This is a genomic window from Caballeronia sp. AZ7_KS35 (assembly GCF_023631045.1).
In the GTDB taxonomy this organism is placed as follows: Bacteria; Pseudomonadota; Gammaproteobacteria; order Burkholderiales; family Burkholderiaceae; genus Caballeronia; species Caballeronia zhejiangensis.
The window spans coordinates 97,982-112,544 of sequence record NZ_JALQDV010000039.1 but is presented as its reverse complement, the minus strand read 5'-3'; the positions used below and the strand labels follow the sequence as shown (position 1 = coordinate 112,544).

At 63.7% G+C, this 14,563-nt stretch carries 16 protein-coding genes; 9 read left to right on the top strand and 7 right to left on the bottom strand.

The genetic code is table 11. The annotated features are described in order from the left end of the window. The first annotated feature begins 259 nt into the window (after positions 1 to 259). Entirely contained in the window at positions 260 to 1,315 is a 1,056-nt protein-coding gene (locus tag NCT05_RS24600; RefSeq protein ID WP_008349006.1) for an LLM class flavin-dependent oxidoreductase, read from the top strand. A gap of 47 nt (positions 1,316 to 1,362) precedes the next feature. Here the strand turns inward: NCT05_RS24600 and NCT05_RS24595 are convergent, their stop codons facing one another. From NCT05_RS24595 to NCT05_RS24580, 4 genes are read right to left on the bottom strand one after another with little or no spacing between them, the layout of a single operon-like run. Continuing rightward, positions 1,363 to 2,604 carry an acyl-CoA dehydrogenase family protein gene (locus tag NCT05_RS24595; protein WP_250503379.1) on the bottom strand — a complete coding sequence of 414 codons (1,242 nt, stop codon included), beginning with the start codon at positions 2,602 to 2,604 and terminating at the stop codon, positions 1,363 to 1,365. A 16-nt stretch (positions 2,605 to 2,620) separates the two neighbouring features. Next, positions 2,621 to 3,625 carry an NrtA/SsuA/CpmA family ABC transporter substrate-binding protein gene (locus NCT05_RS24590; protein WP_033536495.1) on the bottom strand — a complete coding sequence of 335 codons (1,005 nt, stop codon included), beginning with the start codon at positions 3,623 to 3,625 and terminating at the stop codon, positions 2,621 to 2,623. 30 nt (positions 3,626 to 3,655) lie between these two features. Continuing rightward, positions 3,656 to 4,372, bottom strand: coding sequence for an ABC transporter ATP-binding protein (locus NCT05_RS24585; RefSeq protein ID WP_008349001.1), 717 nt, complete (start codon positions 4,370 to 4,372; stop codon positions 3,656 to 3,658). Continuing rightward, the gene (locus NCT05_RS24580; RefSeq protein WP_008348998.1) at positions 4,369 to 5,208 is read right to left on the bottom strand and encodes an ABC transporter permease subunit; all 840 of its coding nucleotides are present in this window, start codon (positions 5,206 to 5,208) and stop codon (positions 4,369 to 4,371) included. Before NCT05_RS24580 ends, NCT05_RS24585 begins: the two co-directional genes overlap by 4 nt. Before the next feature lie 133 nt (positions 5,209 to 5,341). Between NCT05_RS24580 and NCT05_RS24575 the strand changes: the two genes are divergently transcribed. Beyond that, positions 5,342 to 5,620, top strand: a complete 279-nt coding sequence (locus tag NCT05_RS24575; protein ID WP_175982621.1) for a hypothetical protein — start codon at positions 5,342 to 5,344, stop codon at positions 5,618 to 5,620. A 77-nt stretch (positions 5,621 to 5,697) separates the two neighbouring features. After that, positions 5,698 to 6,057 carry a hypothetical protein gene (locus tag NCT05_RS24570; protein WP_250503378.1) on the top strand — a complete coding sequence of 120 codons (360 nt, stop codon included), beginning with the start codon at positions 5,698 to 5,700 and terminating at the stop codon, positions 6,055 to 6,057. On the opposite strand, the gene NCT05_RS24565 is transcribed toward NCT05_RS24570, so the two are convergent. Then, on the bottom strand, positions 6,032 to 6,535 hold the full coding sequence (locus tag NCT05_RS24565) for a response regulator (protein ID WP_250503377.1): 504 nt from the start codon (positions 6,533 to 6,535) through the stop codon (positions 6,032 to 6,034). The genes NCT05_RS24570 and NCT05_RS24565 overlap by 26 nt on opposite strands. A 226-nt stretch (positions 6,536 to 6,761) precedes the next feature. Between NCT05_RS24565 and NCT05_RS24560 the strand changes: the two genes are divergently transcribed. The 3 genes from NCT05_RS24560 to NCT05_RS24550 all read left to right on the top strand — a co-directional run bounded on the left by NCT05_RS24560 (position 6,762) and on the right by NCT05_RS24550 (position 9,319). Beyond that, entirely contained in the window at positions 6,762 to 7,421 is a 660-nt protein-coding gene (locus NCT05_RS24560; protein WP_250503376.1) for a glutathione S-transferase family protein, read from the top strand. Between the two features lie 27 nt (positions 7,422 to 7,448). Beyond that, complete coding sequence (locus NCT05_RS24555) at positions 7,449 to 8,165, top strand: DUF899 family protein (RefSeq protein ID WP_250503375.1); 717 nt, start codon at positions 7,449 to 7,451, stop codon at positions 8,163 to 8,165. A 92-nt stretch (positions 8,166 to 8,257) separates the two neighbouring features. After that, positions 8,258 to 9,319 (top strand): phytoene/squalene synthase family protein, encoded by a 1,062-nt coding sequence (locus tag NCT05_RS24550; RefSeq protein WP_250503374.1) that lies wholly within the window; start codon positions 8,258 to 8,260, stop codon positions 9,317 to 9,319. Here NCT05_RS24550 and NCT05_RS24545 read toward each other — a convergent pair. After that, on the bottom strand, positions 9,297 to 10,145 hold the full coding sequence (locus NCT05_RS24545; protein WP_008348983.1) for a LysR substrate-binding domain-containing protein: 849 nt from the start codon (positions 10,143 to 10,145) through the stop codon (positions 9,297 to 9,299). The genes NCT05_RS24550 and NCT05_RS24545 overlap by 23 nt on opposite strands. Positions 10,146 to 10,249: 104 nt before the next feature. Between NCT05_RS24545 and NCT05_RS24540 the strand changes: the two genes are divergently transcribed. Further along, positions 10,250 to 11,119, top strand: a complete 870-nt coding sequence (locus NCT05_RS24540; protein ID WP_008348981.1) for an alpha/beta fold hydrolase — start codon at positions 10,250 to 10,252, stop codon at positions 11,117 to 11,119. Positions 11,120 to 11,131: 12 nt separating this feature from the next. Here NCT05_RS24540 and dacB read toward each other — a convergent pair whose 3' ends face one another. After that, complete coding sequence (gene dacB / locus NCT05_RS24535) at positions 11,132 to 12,784, bottom strand: D-alanyl-D-alanine carboxypeptidase/D-alanyl-D-alanine endopeptidase (RefSeq protein WP_250503373.1); 1,653 nt, start codon at positions 12,782 to 12,784, stop codon at positions 11,132 to 11,134. A 305-nt stretch (positions 12,785 to 13,089) separates the two neighbouring features. On the opposite strand from dacB, the gene NCT05_RS24530 reads away from it, so the two are divergent. Next, complete coding sequence (locus NCT05_RS24530; protein ID WP_250436863.1) at positions 13,090 to 13,488, top strand: hypothetical protein; 399 nt, start codon at positions 13,090 to 13,092, stop codon at positions 13,486 to 13,488. Between the two features lie 174 nt (positions 13,489 to 13,662). Continuing rightward, positions 13,663 to 14,559: a fructose bisphosphate aldolase gene (locus tag NCT05_RS24525; RefSeq protein WP_250503372.1), complete on the top strand. Its 897-nt coding sequence runs from the start codon at positions 13,663 to 13,665 to the stop codon at positions 14,557 to 14,559. Positions 14,560 to 14,563: the final 4 nt, after the last annotated feature.

Genomic DNA, 14,563 nt, shown 5'->3' with positions numbered 1-14,563 from the left:
TGGTGAAGCCTTCGACTATAGGCACTTTGCGTGCCGCGGCTACGAAGCAATCGTGCGTAGCAAATGACGCGGCGCGTGCTTCGCATATTCGCCGTGCGCCGTCATAGGGTTATCGGAAGAACTGCGCTCAGGAAGACAGTTTCCCGAGTCTTCAAATGCCAAATGGATAATTCCTTATCGATAGAAATTGGATCGCCGCGGGCGGGCCCGGCGTTAGCATGAGCATCCTCTCCAACCTGTCCTTCGGTTCATTCAAGCGATGTCCAATCTTCCCCGCTTCGGCGTCTGGGCGCTCGTGCATGGCAGTCGCGCGGCGTTGCAGGATCCCGCCGAGCCCTACGATGCCTCGTGGGCGCGCAACAAGGCGCTCGTGCTAGAGGCCGAGCGCCTCGGTTACGACTCCGTGCTCGTCGCCCAGCACACGATCAATCCGCACGATCCTTCGCTCGATCAGCTCGAAGCGTGGACGGCATCGGCGGCATTGGCTGCGCTTACGTCGCGCATCGAGATCATCGCGGCGATCAAGCCTTATCTCTATCATCCGGTCGTGCTCGCGAAGATGGCGCAGCAGATCGAGCACATCAGCGGCGGACGCTTCGCGATCAACCTCGTCAATGCGTGGAATCGTCCGGAGCTGGAGCGCGCGGGCATCGGCTTCGCGGAGCATGACGAGCGCTATGCGTACGGACGCGAGTGGATCTCGGTCGTCGATGCGTTGCTGCGCGGAGAAGCCGTGAAGCATCGCGGCGACAACTTCCGGATCGACGACTATCAGTTACGGCCCGCCGATCCGTTTCGCGCGCGTCCGCGCATCTATGTCGGCGGCGAGTCGGAGCCGGCGCGCTCGCTCGTCGCGGCGCATGGCGATGTGTGGTTCATCAACGGCCAGCCGCACGACGACGTTGCGGCCCTGATCGCCGATGTCTCCGCCCGCGCGCGCCCGGCGGGGCACGAGCCTTTGCGCTTCGGCCTGTCGGCGTTCGTGATCGCGCGCGAGACGCAGGACGAAGCGCAGGCTCATCTCGAACATCTGTTCGCGCTGGCGGAACTCGACAAGCCGCTGCGCGAACGGCAAAAGGCCAATACCGATCCGAACGCGGTGATGCACCAGACCTTCGCGCGATCGGCGCGCGTCGGGTCGAACGGCGGCACGGCCGCGGACCTCGTCGGCGATTACGACACGGTCGCGCGGCGCATCGTCGACTTTCATCGCGCGGGCATCGAACTCTTCATGCTGCAATTCCAGCCCTTCGAGGCCGACATGGCCCGCTTCGCGCACGAAGTCGTGCCGCGCGTGCGACGTCTGCTCGACTAAGAAAGCGCGCCGTCCCGTCCGCCTTCGACAAGGGACGGCGCGCGCGATCAGAAGAACGCGCCCGTGGGCGGCAATTGTCCGGTCAGCAGGTTCTGTCCGAGAAAGCGTTCCTTGTAGACGCGCGGATTGTGCGACGCGATCACCTTGATGTTGCGCCAGTGCCGGTCCAGCGCGCCGACGCGCGACACGACGGAGCCCGAGCCGAGATCGATCAGCCAACTTGCGATCTGCGGGGCGAGATCGTCGATCACGACCTTGGCTTCCGATGCCGCGAGCGTGGCCGCGAGCGTCGCCTCGTATTCGTCGCGTGTGCCGTGTCGATCCCATGCGCGCTGCAACGCGCCGGCCGCGCGATCCGCGATCGCTTCGACGCTCGCCGAATACGCGCGGATACGGCCGAGCAGCGATTGCAGCACGGGTTCATCGACGGGATGCGCGGCTTCACCGTGATAGAAGTTGCGTCCGCGCGCGCGCAGCAAGTCGACGGCGTCCAGCGCCACGCGCCGCACGATGCCCGCGATGCAGTTGGTGAGATAAACCTGATGAAACGTGAAGCCCCAGGGCGCGGCTTCATCGGACTTCGGCGGATCGGGCGGATAAAGCTGCGCGGCTGGAACCGTCACATCGCGAAACCGCGCCGTTCCCGAACCTGTGAGGCGCTGGCCGAAGCCTTGCCAGTCATCGTCGTCGTCGACGCCCGCGCCGCGTTCCAGCACGTACTGCACGGTGCGGCCCGCGCGGCTTTCCACGGCGAGGCCGGTGAACGCGTCGTTATACAGATTACCCGTCGCGTAGATCTTGTCGCCGGAGCCGACGTACACGTCGCGCGACGCATCCCATTCGAGCCGACTGAGGACTTTGGTCGGGCGCGCGCCGGCGGCGACCACGTCGCTGTCGACGAAGCTCAGGCCGATGGTCTTCTTCTGCGCGGTCAGCTCCAGCACGCGCGTATGGAACGGTTGCTCGCGTCTCCGGAGCGCGGCTTCCACTTGCCACAGATGATTGCGAAACGCGTGGGCGATGTTCGAATCCGCCGCGGCGAGATCGCGTGCGACGATGAAAAGCCCGTTCAGCGAAACGCCGCTTCCGCCTGCATCGACGGGAAGACGCAGCGCGCCGAAGCCGAGCGCCTTGAGCTTTGCAATCTCTTCGTGCGGCAGCCGGTGCCCGCGTTCGCGCTCGGCGGCAGTCGCGGCGATGTCACCGATGATCTCCGAAAAGCCGAGCGCGGCGGACAGCGGGGAGACGAGCGTCGGTCCGGCGCTCGTCGGATAGTTGACGTCAGACATTCGTGCGCTCCTCGATTCACACCTTGATGCTGTAATCCGCGACCTTGATGCGCGAGTTGATGATCTTGCGCTCGGCCAGCCAGTCGGCGGCGCGCTGAAATTGCGCGATGAAAGCGGCATCGTCGGGCTCGTGAAACTGATTGACGCGCTTGAGGCTTGCGAGATAGTCGCGCACCTGATCCGGATATTTGCCCTCGCGCTGCACGAGCAATTCGGCTTCGGCGGAATGCGCCGACTGCCACGCGCCTTCCACGTAATACGCATCGATCACCGCGCGGATCAGCTCGGAATTCTCCTCGGTGAACTTGCGGCGCGTGACGAGCGAGCTGTAATCGATCAGAAAATCCAGATCGCGGCCTTCGTTGAAGATGTCTTTCGCGTCGTTAGAGAAGCGCGAGATGTCGACGCCGGGCGACCACATCGACCAAGCGTCGACTTTGCCTTGCGCGAAGGCGGGCGCCGCGTCGGGCGGATTCAGATAGACGAACTGGACCTTGTCGCGATCGACGCGATGCTTCTCCAGCGCGGCGATCAACAGGAATTCGCCAAGCCCCGACCGGTTGACGGCGACCTTGCGGCCTGCGAGATCGGCGACGGATTCGATGCCGCTCGACTTCTTCGCGATGATGGCCGTCGAGCGCGGCGAATAGATGTCGAACGCGGTGAAGACGATCGGCGAGCCGGCGAGCATCGCGGCGAGTGCGGGAGTCGTCGATCCCCAGAATCCGAAGTCGGCGCTGCCGCCGACCACGGCCTGTATCGAAGGCGCATGGTTCGGGAAAGGGCCGACCCATTCGACCTTGATGCCTTTCGCGGCGAGCGTCTTCTCGAACACGCCGCGCTGCTTCGCGATGTCGGGCAGGCTGCCGTAACCCCAGCCGATGCGGACCGTATCGGTGTTGCGCGTCAGCTTGCGCGGCTCGGCCGCGCGTGCCGGGAACAATCCGCCGGTCGCGGCGCCGGCCAGGAGGCCTCCCGCCGCGCGCAGCAACCGGCGGCGGCTCAGCGATGAGTCGTTCATGCTCGTCCTTCTTGTCTTATGGAAAAGTGATCAGTGAGACCGGACGCCGAGTTCCGCGAGCAGGGCGGGGCGCAGTGCCTGCGGCGCGTGTTCGCCGGGTTCGAATGACGCCGCGATGCGTCCGGCGCGCATGACGAGAATCCTGTCGGCGAGCGTGAGCGCTTCGTCGACGTCATGCGTGACGATCAGCACGCCTGGCCGATGCAGCGCGACGAGTTCCTTGACGAGACCGTGCATGCGGATGCGCGTGAGCGCATCGAGCGCGGCGAACGGCTCGTCGAGCAGCAGCAGCGCGGGATCGTGGATGAGCGCCCGCGCCAGCGCCACGCGCTGCGCCTGACCGCCCGACAGATTGCGCGGCCAGTCGTCCTCGCGGCCGGCGAGTCCGACTTCGGCCAGCGCGCGCGCCGCGCCCGTCCGGCCGATCGTATTCTCGTAGCCGAGCGCGACGTTCTGCCATAACGTCGACCAAGGCAGCAGGCGATGCTCCTGAAACACGACGGACGGACGTTCCGGCGCGCGGATCGACCCGGCGTCGGGGGAATCGAGCCCCGCGAGCGCGCGTAGCAGCGTTGTCTTGCCGCATCCGCTTTCGCCGAGCAGCGCGACGAATTCGCCTTTGCGAATATCGAGGTCCAGTGCATCGATGACGACGCGGCTGCCATAGCGTCTTTGCAGTCCGCGCACGGACACCGCCAGCGCCGGCGAACCGACGCGCGCGTCGCGGCGCGTAACGATGGCCGTCATGTGCGCGCCCCTTTTGCGTAGTTCGCGTGCCACGAGAGATAGCGGGCTTCGAGCAGGCGCACGAGCGCATCCGCGACGACGCCGATGATCGCGTAGATGATGATGGTGAGCAGAATGACGTTGGTGTTCAGGAATTCGCGGGCGTCCATCGCGAGGAACCCGATGCCTTTCGTCGTGGCCAGCGTCTCGGCGATGACGAGCGCGAGCCACGCGTGGGCGAGCGCGTAACGCACGCCGGTGAGGATCGACGGCATCGCGCCGGGAAGGATGATTCGTCGCACGATCGCCGTTCGGTTCAGGCCGATCACGCGGGCGAGTTCCATCAGTTTCGAATCGATCTGGCGAATGCCGAGCATCGTGTTGATGTAGATCGGGAAGAGCACCGCGAGCGCGACCATAAAGATCTTGGCGATTTCGCCGACGCCGAACCAGACGATGACGAGCGGCAGCATCGCCAGGAAAGGAATGGCGCGCACCATCTGGATCGAGCGGTCGAGGAGCGCCTGCGCGAGCGGCGAGAATCCGACGGCGATGCCGAGCGCGAGCCCGATCGTTCCGCCGATGACGAAGCCTCCCGCGGCGCGCAGCAGCGACACGCCCAGGTGCACGAAGAGTTCGCCGTTTTGCGCCATGTGGACGGCCGTTTCGAAGACGCTGCTCGGTGCCGGGAGGACCTGCGGCGCGATCAGTCCGAGGCGCGCCGCGATTTCCCATAGCAGCACCACGATTGCGGGGATGGTCCAGGAGAGCCATCGGTAGAGCACGTCTTTGGAAATCAGCGCGCGAGACGCGTGTCCCGAGCGATAGGTGTCGCGCGTGGATGTCAGGTCAGCCATCTTGTCGGCTCGTCGTGAATTCGAGCCTGTAATTAGAAAGCTTCGGAATGCACGCAACAAACGTTTTATTGTGCTTTGCTTTTCACGCTTCACCGCGTTAGGGCATACGCATTGCCTACTACGAGAGACGCGCTTGCAAACCTCTTTCGCTTATGCCCGCCGCATGAATCAATATGACCTCGTCAGCGCCATTCAATGTCTGCAACAAGAGCTCGACACGTCGCTTTTGAGCGACAAACAGTGCGCGGTTCGGATTTACACGCTGATTAAACAGATCGAAGCCGCCTCGATAATGGACGATCGCCTGAAACACGATCTGATGATGGTCGAATCTCTTCTGGTATTGAAACGGCGGCAGCAAGCACTCGATCGGCTCAAGAGCGCGGTGGTAGCCACGTATCTGCGCGCATGATCGGAATTGTCTAGTGGTCCGTGGCGGGGGGAGGCGTCTACAGTGTGGCTTCCCACAACGTCCGATGGAGAGTGACCATGGAATCCAGAATGAACGTCTCGGTCAATGACCACGGTCATGCAGTCATCACGTATTCGATGCCGCTGAGCGACTACTGCGCTCAACGAGCAAAAACGCTGCGCGCAATGGTGCAAGTCGTCAGCCATGCAAAAGAAACCGAGGACAGCGCCGCGCTCGTCAAGCCGCTCATGGAACTGATCCGCATGCACGTCGACGAAATCGAGCCGCTATTCAAGTCGCTCGATCAGCGCGCATACGAAAAGGGATTCGAAGACGGGCGAGACGTCGGATTCCCGAAGAGCAAGAATCCGCACGAAATCGCCAGAGTACCGGCGGATAACGTCGCCGCAGTCAGACCCGCACGGTCAACTGCGTGACGCTCATGCTTTCGCCGCAATAGTCGGGCGCGGCATCGGAAGAAACGGCGGCGTCGCGATAAGCGGCGATGCGCGCCGAGACGATCCCTGTCGCGCCGGAAAGCACGCGCTCGCATACGCGTTCGAACTCGCCCGCGCCCTCGCGCATGCTCACGAGGCCCGCCGCGCCTGCGCGCTGCGTCTCGGCGAGCGCGTGGGCGTTGGTTCCGTCGGTGAAAACGACGACCGGCGTATCCGGACACGCCGCGCGCATCGCCCGCAAAAACGCGAAGTCGTCAGCCGGCGAGCCTTCCATGCCGCAACTCAGCACGATTACGTCGTAGCTCGTCGTCTTCAGCCTCGCGAGCAATTTATCGGCGTTCCTGACGCAAGCCGACACCCGAAACCGGTCATTCGACTCGAACCAGCTTTGCAGCCCATATAAAACGACGGGGCGATCGTCGGCAAAGACGATCTCGATTTTGCTTTTGCGCTTCATTCTTTTAGACCGGCCTCGACGGACAATGCACACGATGTCCGGGTTGGAATTTCTTCGAGCGCGCACGTTAGCAAATCGGCAGCGTTCACGCTGCGGCGCACAACAAAATTTCTCGATTCATGGTCGATCCGTAGCGCTGCCGTTCGTCGTGGAAGTAGCCGGCGCTGCAAATGTCGCGATCGCTGCGCCGCGTCCGCAATCCGCTCGACTATCTGGAGACAGCCCGATGAGCCTGCAACTCTATGCACATCCGTTTTCGTCTTACTGTCAGAAAGTTCTGGTGGCGCTGTACGAGAACGGCACGCCGTTCGAATGGCGCGCGCTGACACCCGAAACGCCGCATCCAATGGCCGAACTCGCCGAAATCTGGCCGATGAAGCGCTTTCCCGTGCTCGTCGACGACGGCAGCCCGGTGATCGAATCGACGGTCATCATCGAATATCTCGGGCTGTATCACGCCGGCCCGGTGCGCCTCGTTCCCGACGATCCGCGCGCCGCGCTCGAAACGCGCTGGATGGATCGTTTCTTCGACAACTACGTGTCCACGCCGCAGCAGAAGATCGTTTTCGACGCGATGCGCGATCCGCACGAGCGCGACGCGCGCGGCGTCGCCGATGCCCGCGCGATGCTCGACACGTCGTACGCGTTTCTCGATCGCAAGATGTCCGCGCGCGAATGGGCGGCGGGCGACGCGTTCAGCCTCGCGGATTGCGGCGCCGCGCCGTTCCTGTTCTATGCGGACTGGTGTCATCGCATCGCGGAGCGGTATTCCAACGTGATCGCGTATCGCAAGCGGCTGCTCGCGCGGCCGTCGTTCGCGCGCGCCGTCGACGAAGCGCGGCCTTACCGGTCGCTGTTTCCGCTCGGCGCGCCGGACCGCGACTGAATCGCCCATTCTGAAAGGAGATCGGATATGAGCACGACCACGAAGTACATTCCCGCCGATGAACTCGCGCAGCGCGCGACGATGAGATTTCCCAACGAAAGCGCCGAATATCGCCGGGCGCGCACCGCGTTGCTGGCCGAGGAAATCGACTTGCGCCGGCATATCGAGCGCGTCGCGCAGATGCGTCGCGCGTTGCCGCCCGGCGGCGAAGTGACGGGCGATTATCGATTCGACGGCGAGCGTGGCGCGGTTGATTTCGCCGGGCTCTTCGGCGACAAGGACACGCTCGTCACGTATAGCTACATGTTCGGGCCGCAGCGCGAGCGGCCGTGTCCGATGTGCACGTCGCTCTTGTCGGCGTGGGACGGCGAGGCGCGCGATATCGAGCAGCGCGTGGCGCTCGCGGTGATCGCGCGTTCGCCGCTCGCGAAACTCGTCGCGTTCAAGAAGGAGCGCGGCTGGCGCGACCTGCGGCTTTTCTCCGATACGAACGGCAATTTCAGCCGCGACTATCACGCGATATCGAAGGAAGGCGGCGACGATCCCGCGCTCAACGTCTTCACGCGGCGTGACGGCGTGATCCGTCATTTCTGGAGCGGCGAGATGGATTTTTCGACCGCCGATCCGAACGAGGATCCGCGCGGCGCGCCCGATCTGATGCCGCTCTGGACCGTGCTCGACATGACGCCCGAGGGACGCGGGACGAACTGGTATCCGAAGCTGGATTACGGGCCGCGTGACTGAGCCGGTCGCTGCCGGAGGAAATCGACGAGGACGGATACAATGCCGCGGCGCGCTTTCCAACGCGCTTCCGGCCGAGTCATCCGATCCAAGTCATGAACAATTCGCCCCGGGCCTTCCTGCTGGGCCCGCTTCTCAAGAGCGTGTCGCGGTCGTTTTATCTCACGCTGCGCATTTTGCCGGCGGGCATGCGCGACCCCATCGGGCTCGCGTATCTGCTTGCGCGCGCCGCCGATACGATCGCGGATACATCGCTGATTTCGCCGCAGCGTCGGCTGGAATTGCTGCTCTCGCTGCGCGCGCAAATCAACGGAGCGCCCGACGACGGCGCGCTCGCGCGCATCGCGGGTGAGGTCGCGGGGCAGCAGGCGCAGCCGGACGAACGCGCGCTGCTCGAATCGCTCGATGCGGCGCTCGCGATCCTGCCGCAATTGAACGCCGACGACCGGGCCGCCGTGCGCGACATCGTCACGACGCTTTCCACCGGCATGGAGTTCGATCTGCGCACGTTTCCCGACGAAACATCGGGCGAGATCGTCGCGTTGCGGGAATTCGGCGAACTGGATCGCTATACGTATCTCGTCGCGGGTTGCGTCGGCGAATTCTGGACGAAGATGACGTACGCGCATATGCCCGGCACGCTGAAAGCCGCGCCCGACACGATGCTCGCGCTCGGCGTGCGCTTCGGCAAGGCGCTGCAGATGACCAACGTGCTGCGCGACTGCGCGAAGGATTTGCGCATCGGCCGATGCTATGTGCCCGAATCGATGCTCGCGCGGCATGGCCTCACGCCGCAAGATGTGTTGCGGCCCGAAACGTCGGCGCGCGCGCGGCCCGTGCTTTTCGAATTGCTGCGCACGTCGCTCGCGCTGTTTGAAGACGCCGTCGATTACACGCTCGCGATTCCGGCGAGCGCGATCCGTCTGCGTCTCGCGTGTCTCTGGCCGATCATGATCGGCCTCGATACGCTCGTCCTGCTCGCCCGCAACGAAGCGTGGCTCGATCCGCGGAAGGTCTCGAAGGTGGGCCGCAACGACGTGTACCGGATCATGGCGGCATCGTTGCCGATGGTCGTATCGAACGGCATGTTGCGCGCGTGGACCGCGCGCCGTGTTCAGGCAATCCAAGCCGAGATCAGCGCCGCAACTCGGCCATGATGCGTTCGGCGAGAAAGTCGCACGGCGGCCGTTTCGACGCCGCGCTGCGCGCCAGAACCACTTCGAGCGTGCCGATATCGGGCAGGCCTTGCGCCGGCCCGAGCAGCGTGAAATGCGCCGGCACCGCGCATTTCGCGAGCGGCGTCACGGCGAGACCGGCTTCGGCCATCGTCAGCAGACCGAGCAGGCTCGGACTTTCATACGACGTGCGATAGCCGATGCGCGCGCGCTCCAGGCTGCGGATCGCGTTTTCGCGCGCGACGCTGCCCGGCAAAAACACGGCGATGGGCAAGGGCCGCTCCTTCCAGATCTCGGTGCCGGGCGCGGCGGCCCAGACCATCGGCTCGTGGCGGAGAAATTCGCCCGACAAACCCTTCACGCGCGTCGCGCAGACAAGATCGACCGAGCCGTCTTTCACCATCGGCGCGAGCGCGACGCTCGGCAGGCCGACCACCTGAATCTCGACTTTCGGATACGTCGCCGAGAATTTCTTGAGGATCGGCGGAAAAAGCGACGACGCGTAATCGTCCGGCACGCCGATCACCACGCGTCCCGTCACGTCCGGCCGCACGACCGCCGCCCATGCCTCGTCGCGCAGCGCGATCATGCGCCGCGCGTAGGTGAGGAGCACTTCGCCGTCCTGCGTCGGCACCACGCTGCGCGGCTTGCGCACGAACAGCGCCTTGCCCAGCGCGGTTTCCAGCGTCTTGATCTGCATGCTGACCGCCGACTGCGAGCGATGCACGAGCTCCGCCGCGCGGCTGATGTTGCCGGTATCCGCGACCGCGATGATCATCGAAAGGACGTCCAGATCGAGCGCTTTCATGGTGAGCGACCGGTTGCTATCAGAAATTCTGAACGATTCTATCAAAATTATGCGTTTTTCTTTTGCTTCGCCGCGGCGCATAGTCGCATCCAAGGAGCTAACTCATGAACGCGCGAACCGATCTCTCCGTCCTCACTGCCGTGCAAGGTCTGCCTGAACCGTCGTTTGCCACGACGAAATCGGGCATTTCCGTGCCGTATATCGAGTGCGGCGAGGGCGAGCCGCTCGTTCTCGTGCATGGCTCGCTGTGCGATTACCGCTACTGGGACGCGCAGATTTTGCCGCTCGCGAAGCATTTCCGCGTGATCGCGCCGAGCCTGTCGCATTACTGGCCCGCCGTCGATGCTTTCGTGCAAGGCGAATTCGGCTGGGAAGCGCATGTCGCGGAAATGGCGGAGTTCATCGAGGCGCTCGATCTCGCGCCTGTGCATCTCGTCGGGCATTCGCGCGGCGGCTGCGTCGCGTTTCATCTGGCGCGCGAGTATCCACGGCTCGTGAAGACGCTCACGCTCGCCGATCCGGGCGGTCCGCTGCAAACCTCGCCGCAGGCCACGCCCGCCACGCTGCCGCCCGCGACCAACGCGCTGCGCACGCGCGTGGCCGAGCTGATCGAACAGGGCGAATTCGACCGCGGCCTCGAAATGTTCGTGGATTCGGTCAGCATGCCGGGCTTTTGGAAGAAGAGCACGGAGAGCTTCCGTCGCATGGCGCTGGATAACGCGCTCACGCTGCCGAAGCAATTCCGCGATCCGCTGCCCGCATACACGCGCGAAGCGGCGCGCGACATCAAGTGCCGCACGCTGCTGATCGACGGCGAGAAAAGCCCGCGCATGTTCCGCAACAACGTCGAGAAGCTCGAAGAGTGGATCGAGTTCGCGGAGCGTCAGACGATCGCGCGCGCATCGCACGGCATGAACGTCGCGAGTCCCGGCGCGTTCAATCGCGCGGTGCTGGCGTTCGCCGGCGCATGGTGAGTCGAAAGCGGCTCACTGCAGCTTCCAGATGTTCGCCGCGATCGTGCCTTCGTCGTTGAACACGTTGATGATGTCGGGCACGTCGCTGATCGGCACGTTGTTCACGATCAGCGCGAACGCGAGCCTTCGTCCGCTTTTCGCGTCGATATAACCCGCGAGCGCCTGACCTTTGAGCGTGGTCGTCGCGGTGCCGTCGGGGTTTTCGGTGCCGGTCACGTACGTTCCCGTCTTCGCGTACACCTTGCCTTTCGCGCCCGCGAGCGTCGGATCGGCTTCGAAGTCGGTCGTGCTCGCGAGCGAGCCGTCGACGCCGAGAAAAGGCATCGAATCCAGATACGCCGGGAACGCCGGACGGCCGTTCATCGCGCGCAACATCGCGATGACCGCGACCGGCGTCGCCGTCGTTTCGCCGCCACCGCTGCCGTCGATGAAATGCGTCTGGCTCATCGGCACGTTGAACGGCGCGGCGGATAGCTTCGCGTTCTCCGCCGCGAGCGCCGACTGAAGCGTGGTCGAACCGTTGTTCGCGACGCCGAATAGCATGAGGCTCGTGTCCGCGCCGATGTTGTAGCTGACCTTCAGAATCCACTTCGAATATTCGCTGTACGGCTGCGATGTGAGCTGCGCGACGCGCGTATCGGCGGAATATGAATTCTTCGCGGGCAGAAGTTGCGTCGGGTTGTTTTCGACAACCGGCGCCGTGACCCTCACGCCGGCGCGCGCGAGCGCCTCGATGAGCACCGTGCGCGCATAGTTCTGCGGCGCGGTGATGCGGAACGTGCGGATGACCGGGAAATTCGGCACGATCGGCGGCACGTAATTCGCCGGAATCGAACCGCCGATCGTGCCGGTGCAGGCAAGCGAGCCGAAGCAGGTCGGGTCCGTCGGCGTGACGGTGATTTTCGCCTCGGTGCCCGCCGCCGCTGTCATCAACGTGGATTGCACCGTGAACGCCGATGATTTCGGCCGATAGTCCACCGGCGTCGCCGAGCCGGCGCTGCCCTGCGAGATGATCGTATCGACGACATCGTCATTCACGAAGATCGACCGCAATTGAAATTCGCCGCGAAAGTCGAAGGGTTCGAAAAGCCGATCGTCGATGACGACTTCGCCGTTGACCTGCTTGATGCCCGCTGCCGTCACCTGCGCCGCGAGCGCGTCGTAGCCCGCGAGCGGATCGGGCGCGGTGATCTGCGCGTTGCCGAGATTGTTCGCTTCGTTGTGGTCGAAGTTGGTCCAGGCGAGCGTGCCGTCGGCGTTCGTGCGGCCGCCCATCGAGAGATCGCCGCTCGCGACGAGCACGAGATTGCCGTTGAGCGTGCCGGCCGCATCGACGGTTCCCGTGCGATACACCGGCGTCTGAAACTGATGCTGCGCGCCGTATTGATCGAGCGCCGCGCCGAGCGAAAACACCTTGCGCACCGACGCCACATACACCTGCGCGTTCGAATTCATGTCGTAGACGAGATCGCCCGAGTTCAGATCGACGACGCGCAATGCCCACGTCGCGCCCTGATACATGGGCTTTTTCATGATCTGCGTGATGGCGTCGGGGACGGACGTATCGGTGGAATCGGAGCCGCCGCATCCGGTTACGGACGTGACGAGCGCGCAGCCGAGAGCGAGAGCGGCCACGCGTGCCGGACTTCCTGAAAGCGGGTTCATGACGCGGCTCCGATAAAGGCACATCGCGCTCCGCACCGGAGCGAACATCCATACGTCGGGACTGCTTCACAGCGCAGACAGGACATGTCGGCGGCCGCCCATCATTTCGCAGCGAGGCGGGTGAGTGAATTAAATACCTTACACGAGCCTTGTCAAGCGAGGACTATCGCGAATCCAGTGCTTCAGGCAAGCGCTTTTTGTTTGAAATCGTGAATGCTTTTCGTCTGCTTGTTGTGACGCGACAACGGAAAAAAGTTTGGCGCGGGCTAACATCTTCGGCACCTCATCGCGAAGAAGAGGACACCTTGAGCACGGCCCACGACGATCTCGATGCATGGAAACGCCGGCGCACGCTCGAACTGGCGTACGAGCTGGCCGATAGCGGCCGCTACGAAGATTTCACCGATATCGCCTATGCGCTGCAATTCGAGCGCGGCATGGCGACCGCGCAAGCGCTGATCGACGACCCCGACATGCGCCGCGTGCTGAACCAGCGTTGCGGCGACGCGCGCGAAAAGCTCGCGCCTGTTCCGGAGCCCGTTCCCGAACCGGAGGCGATCGAAGCTGCATCGGAAGCATCGAACGATCATGCGCAACTGCCGCAAGCCGGCGACTTCACGCGCGCGCCATCGCTCTTCAAGCGCGCCCTCGGCATCGTCTGGCGATCCGGCAACGCGGGCGGCCTCAATTCCGCTCCTTCCTGAAGTTTTCTTGTCGCGGGCCGTGCGCCAGCGCACGACATCACTCCATTTGCGCGCAAATGGCGGATTTGCACGACTTGAGCGCCCGTCAAAACCTTTACACTTGCAGAAGCTGAACCATAAGCCCGGACTGTGCGCGCACAAGTCCGGTGTTTGAACTTCGAGGAGGAAATGTTCGTGGCTAACGAAAAGATGCTCGCGCAAATGGCTGAGAAGGATGGTTTCATCGCTGCTCTGGATCAGAGCGGCGGATCGACGCCCGGCGCGCTGCGGCAATACGGAATTCCGGACGACGCCTACAACGGCGACGCCGAAATGTTCAAGCTGATGCATGAAATGCGCGTGCGTATCATCACGGCGCCTTCGTTCACGGGCAAGAAGGTGATCGGCGCGATTCTGTTCGAGCGCACGATGGACGGCGAAGCGGAAGGCAAGCCCGTTCCCACGTTCCTGTGGGAAGACCGCGGCGTCGTGCCGTTCCTGAAGGTCGACAAGGGTCTCGAAGCCGAAGCCGACGGCGTGCAGATCATGAAGCCGATCCCCGGTCTCGACGATCTTCTGGCGCGCGCCGTGAAGCTCGGCATCTTCGGCACGAAGATGCGCTCGGTGATCCATCAAGCCGACGAAAAGGGCATCGCCGCCGTGGCGAAGCAGCAGTTCGAAGTGGGCGCGCAGATCATCAAGCACGGTCTCGTGCCGATTCTCGAACCCGAAGTCTCGATCAAGAGCCCGGACAAGAAAGGCGCGGAAAAGATTCTGCGCGAAGAATTGCTGAAGGGCCTCGACGCGCTGCCGGAATCGAGCAACGTGATGATCAAGCTGACCATCCCCGACGAGGCGGATTTCTATCGTCCGCTGATCGAGCATCCGCGTGTCGTGCGCGTCGTCGCGCTGTCGGGCGGCTATACGCGCAGCGACGCGTGCAAGAAGCTCGCGCAGAACCACGGCATGATCGCGAGCTTCTCGCGCGCGCTCATCAACGAGCTGAAGAAGGACATGAGCGACAGCGAGTTCGACAAGACGCTCGAGCAGTCGATCGACGAGATCTACGAAGCGTCCGTGAAGAAGGTCTGACGCT

Coding starts and splice junctions, on each gene's coding strand:
- NCT05_RS24550 (WP_250503374.1), top strand. CDS start 8,258: ATGAACAATTCGCCCCGGGCCTTCCTGCTGGGCCCGCTTCTCAAGAGC.
- NCT05_RS24545 (WP_008348983.1), bottom strand. CDS start 10,145: ATGAAAGCGCTCGATCTGGACGTCCTTTCGATGATCATCGCGGTCGCG.
- dacB (WP_250503373.1), bottom strand. CDS start 12,784: ATGAACCCGCTTTCAGGAAGTCCGGCACGCGTGGCCGCTCTCGCTCTC.
- NCT05_RS24600 (WP_008349006.1), top strand. CDS start 260: ATGTCCAATCTTCCCCGCTTCGGCGTCTGGGCGCTCGTGCATGGCAGT.
- NCT05_RS24560 (WP_250503376.1), top strand. CDS start 6,762: ATGAGCCTGCAACTCTATGCACATCCGTTTTCGTCTTACTGTCAGAAA.
- NCT05_RS24565 (WP_250503377.1), bottom strand. CDS start 6,535: ATGAAGCGCAAAAGCAAAATCGAGATCGTCTTTGCCGACGATCGCCCC.
- NCT05_RS24580 (WP_008348998.1), bottom strand. CDS start 5,208: ATGGCTGACCTGACATCCACGCGCGACACCTATCGCTCGGGACACGCG.
- NCT05_RS24555 (WP_250503375.1), top strand. CDS start 7,449: ATGAGCACGACCACGAAGTACATTCCCGCCGATGAACTCGCGCAGCGC.
- NCT05_RS24595 (WP_250503379.1), bottom strand. CDS start 2,604: ATGTCTGACGTCAACTATCCGACGAGCGCCGGACCGACGCTCGTCTCC.
- NCT05_RS24570 (WP_250503378.1), top strand. CDS start 5,698: ATGGAATCCAGAATGAACGTCTCGGTCAATGACCACGGTCATGCAGTC.
- NCT05_RS24590 (WP_033536495.1), bottom strand. CDS start 3,625: ATGAACGACTCATCGCTGAGCCGCCGCCGGTTGCTGCGCGCGGCGGGA.
- NCT05_RS24585 (WP_008349001.1), bottom strand. CDS start 4,372: ATGACGGCCATCGTTACGCGCCGCGACGCGCGCGTCGGTTCGCCGGCG.
- NCT05_RS24540 (WP_008348981.1), top strand. CDS start 10,250: ATGAACGCGCGAACCGATCTCTCCGTCCTCACTGCCGTGCAAGGTCTG.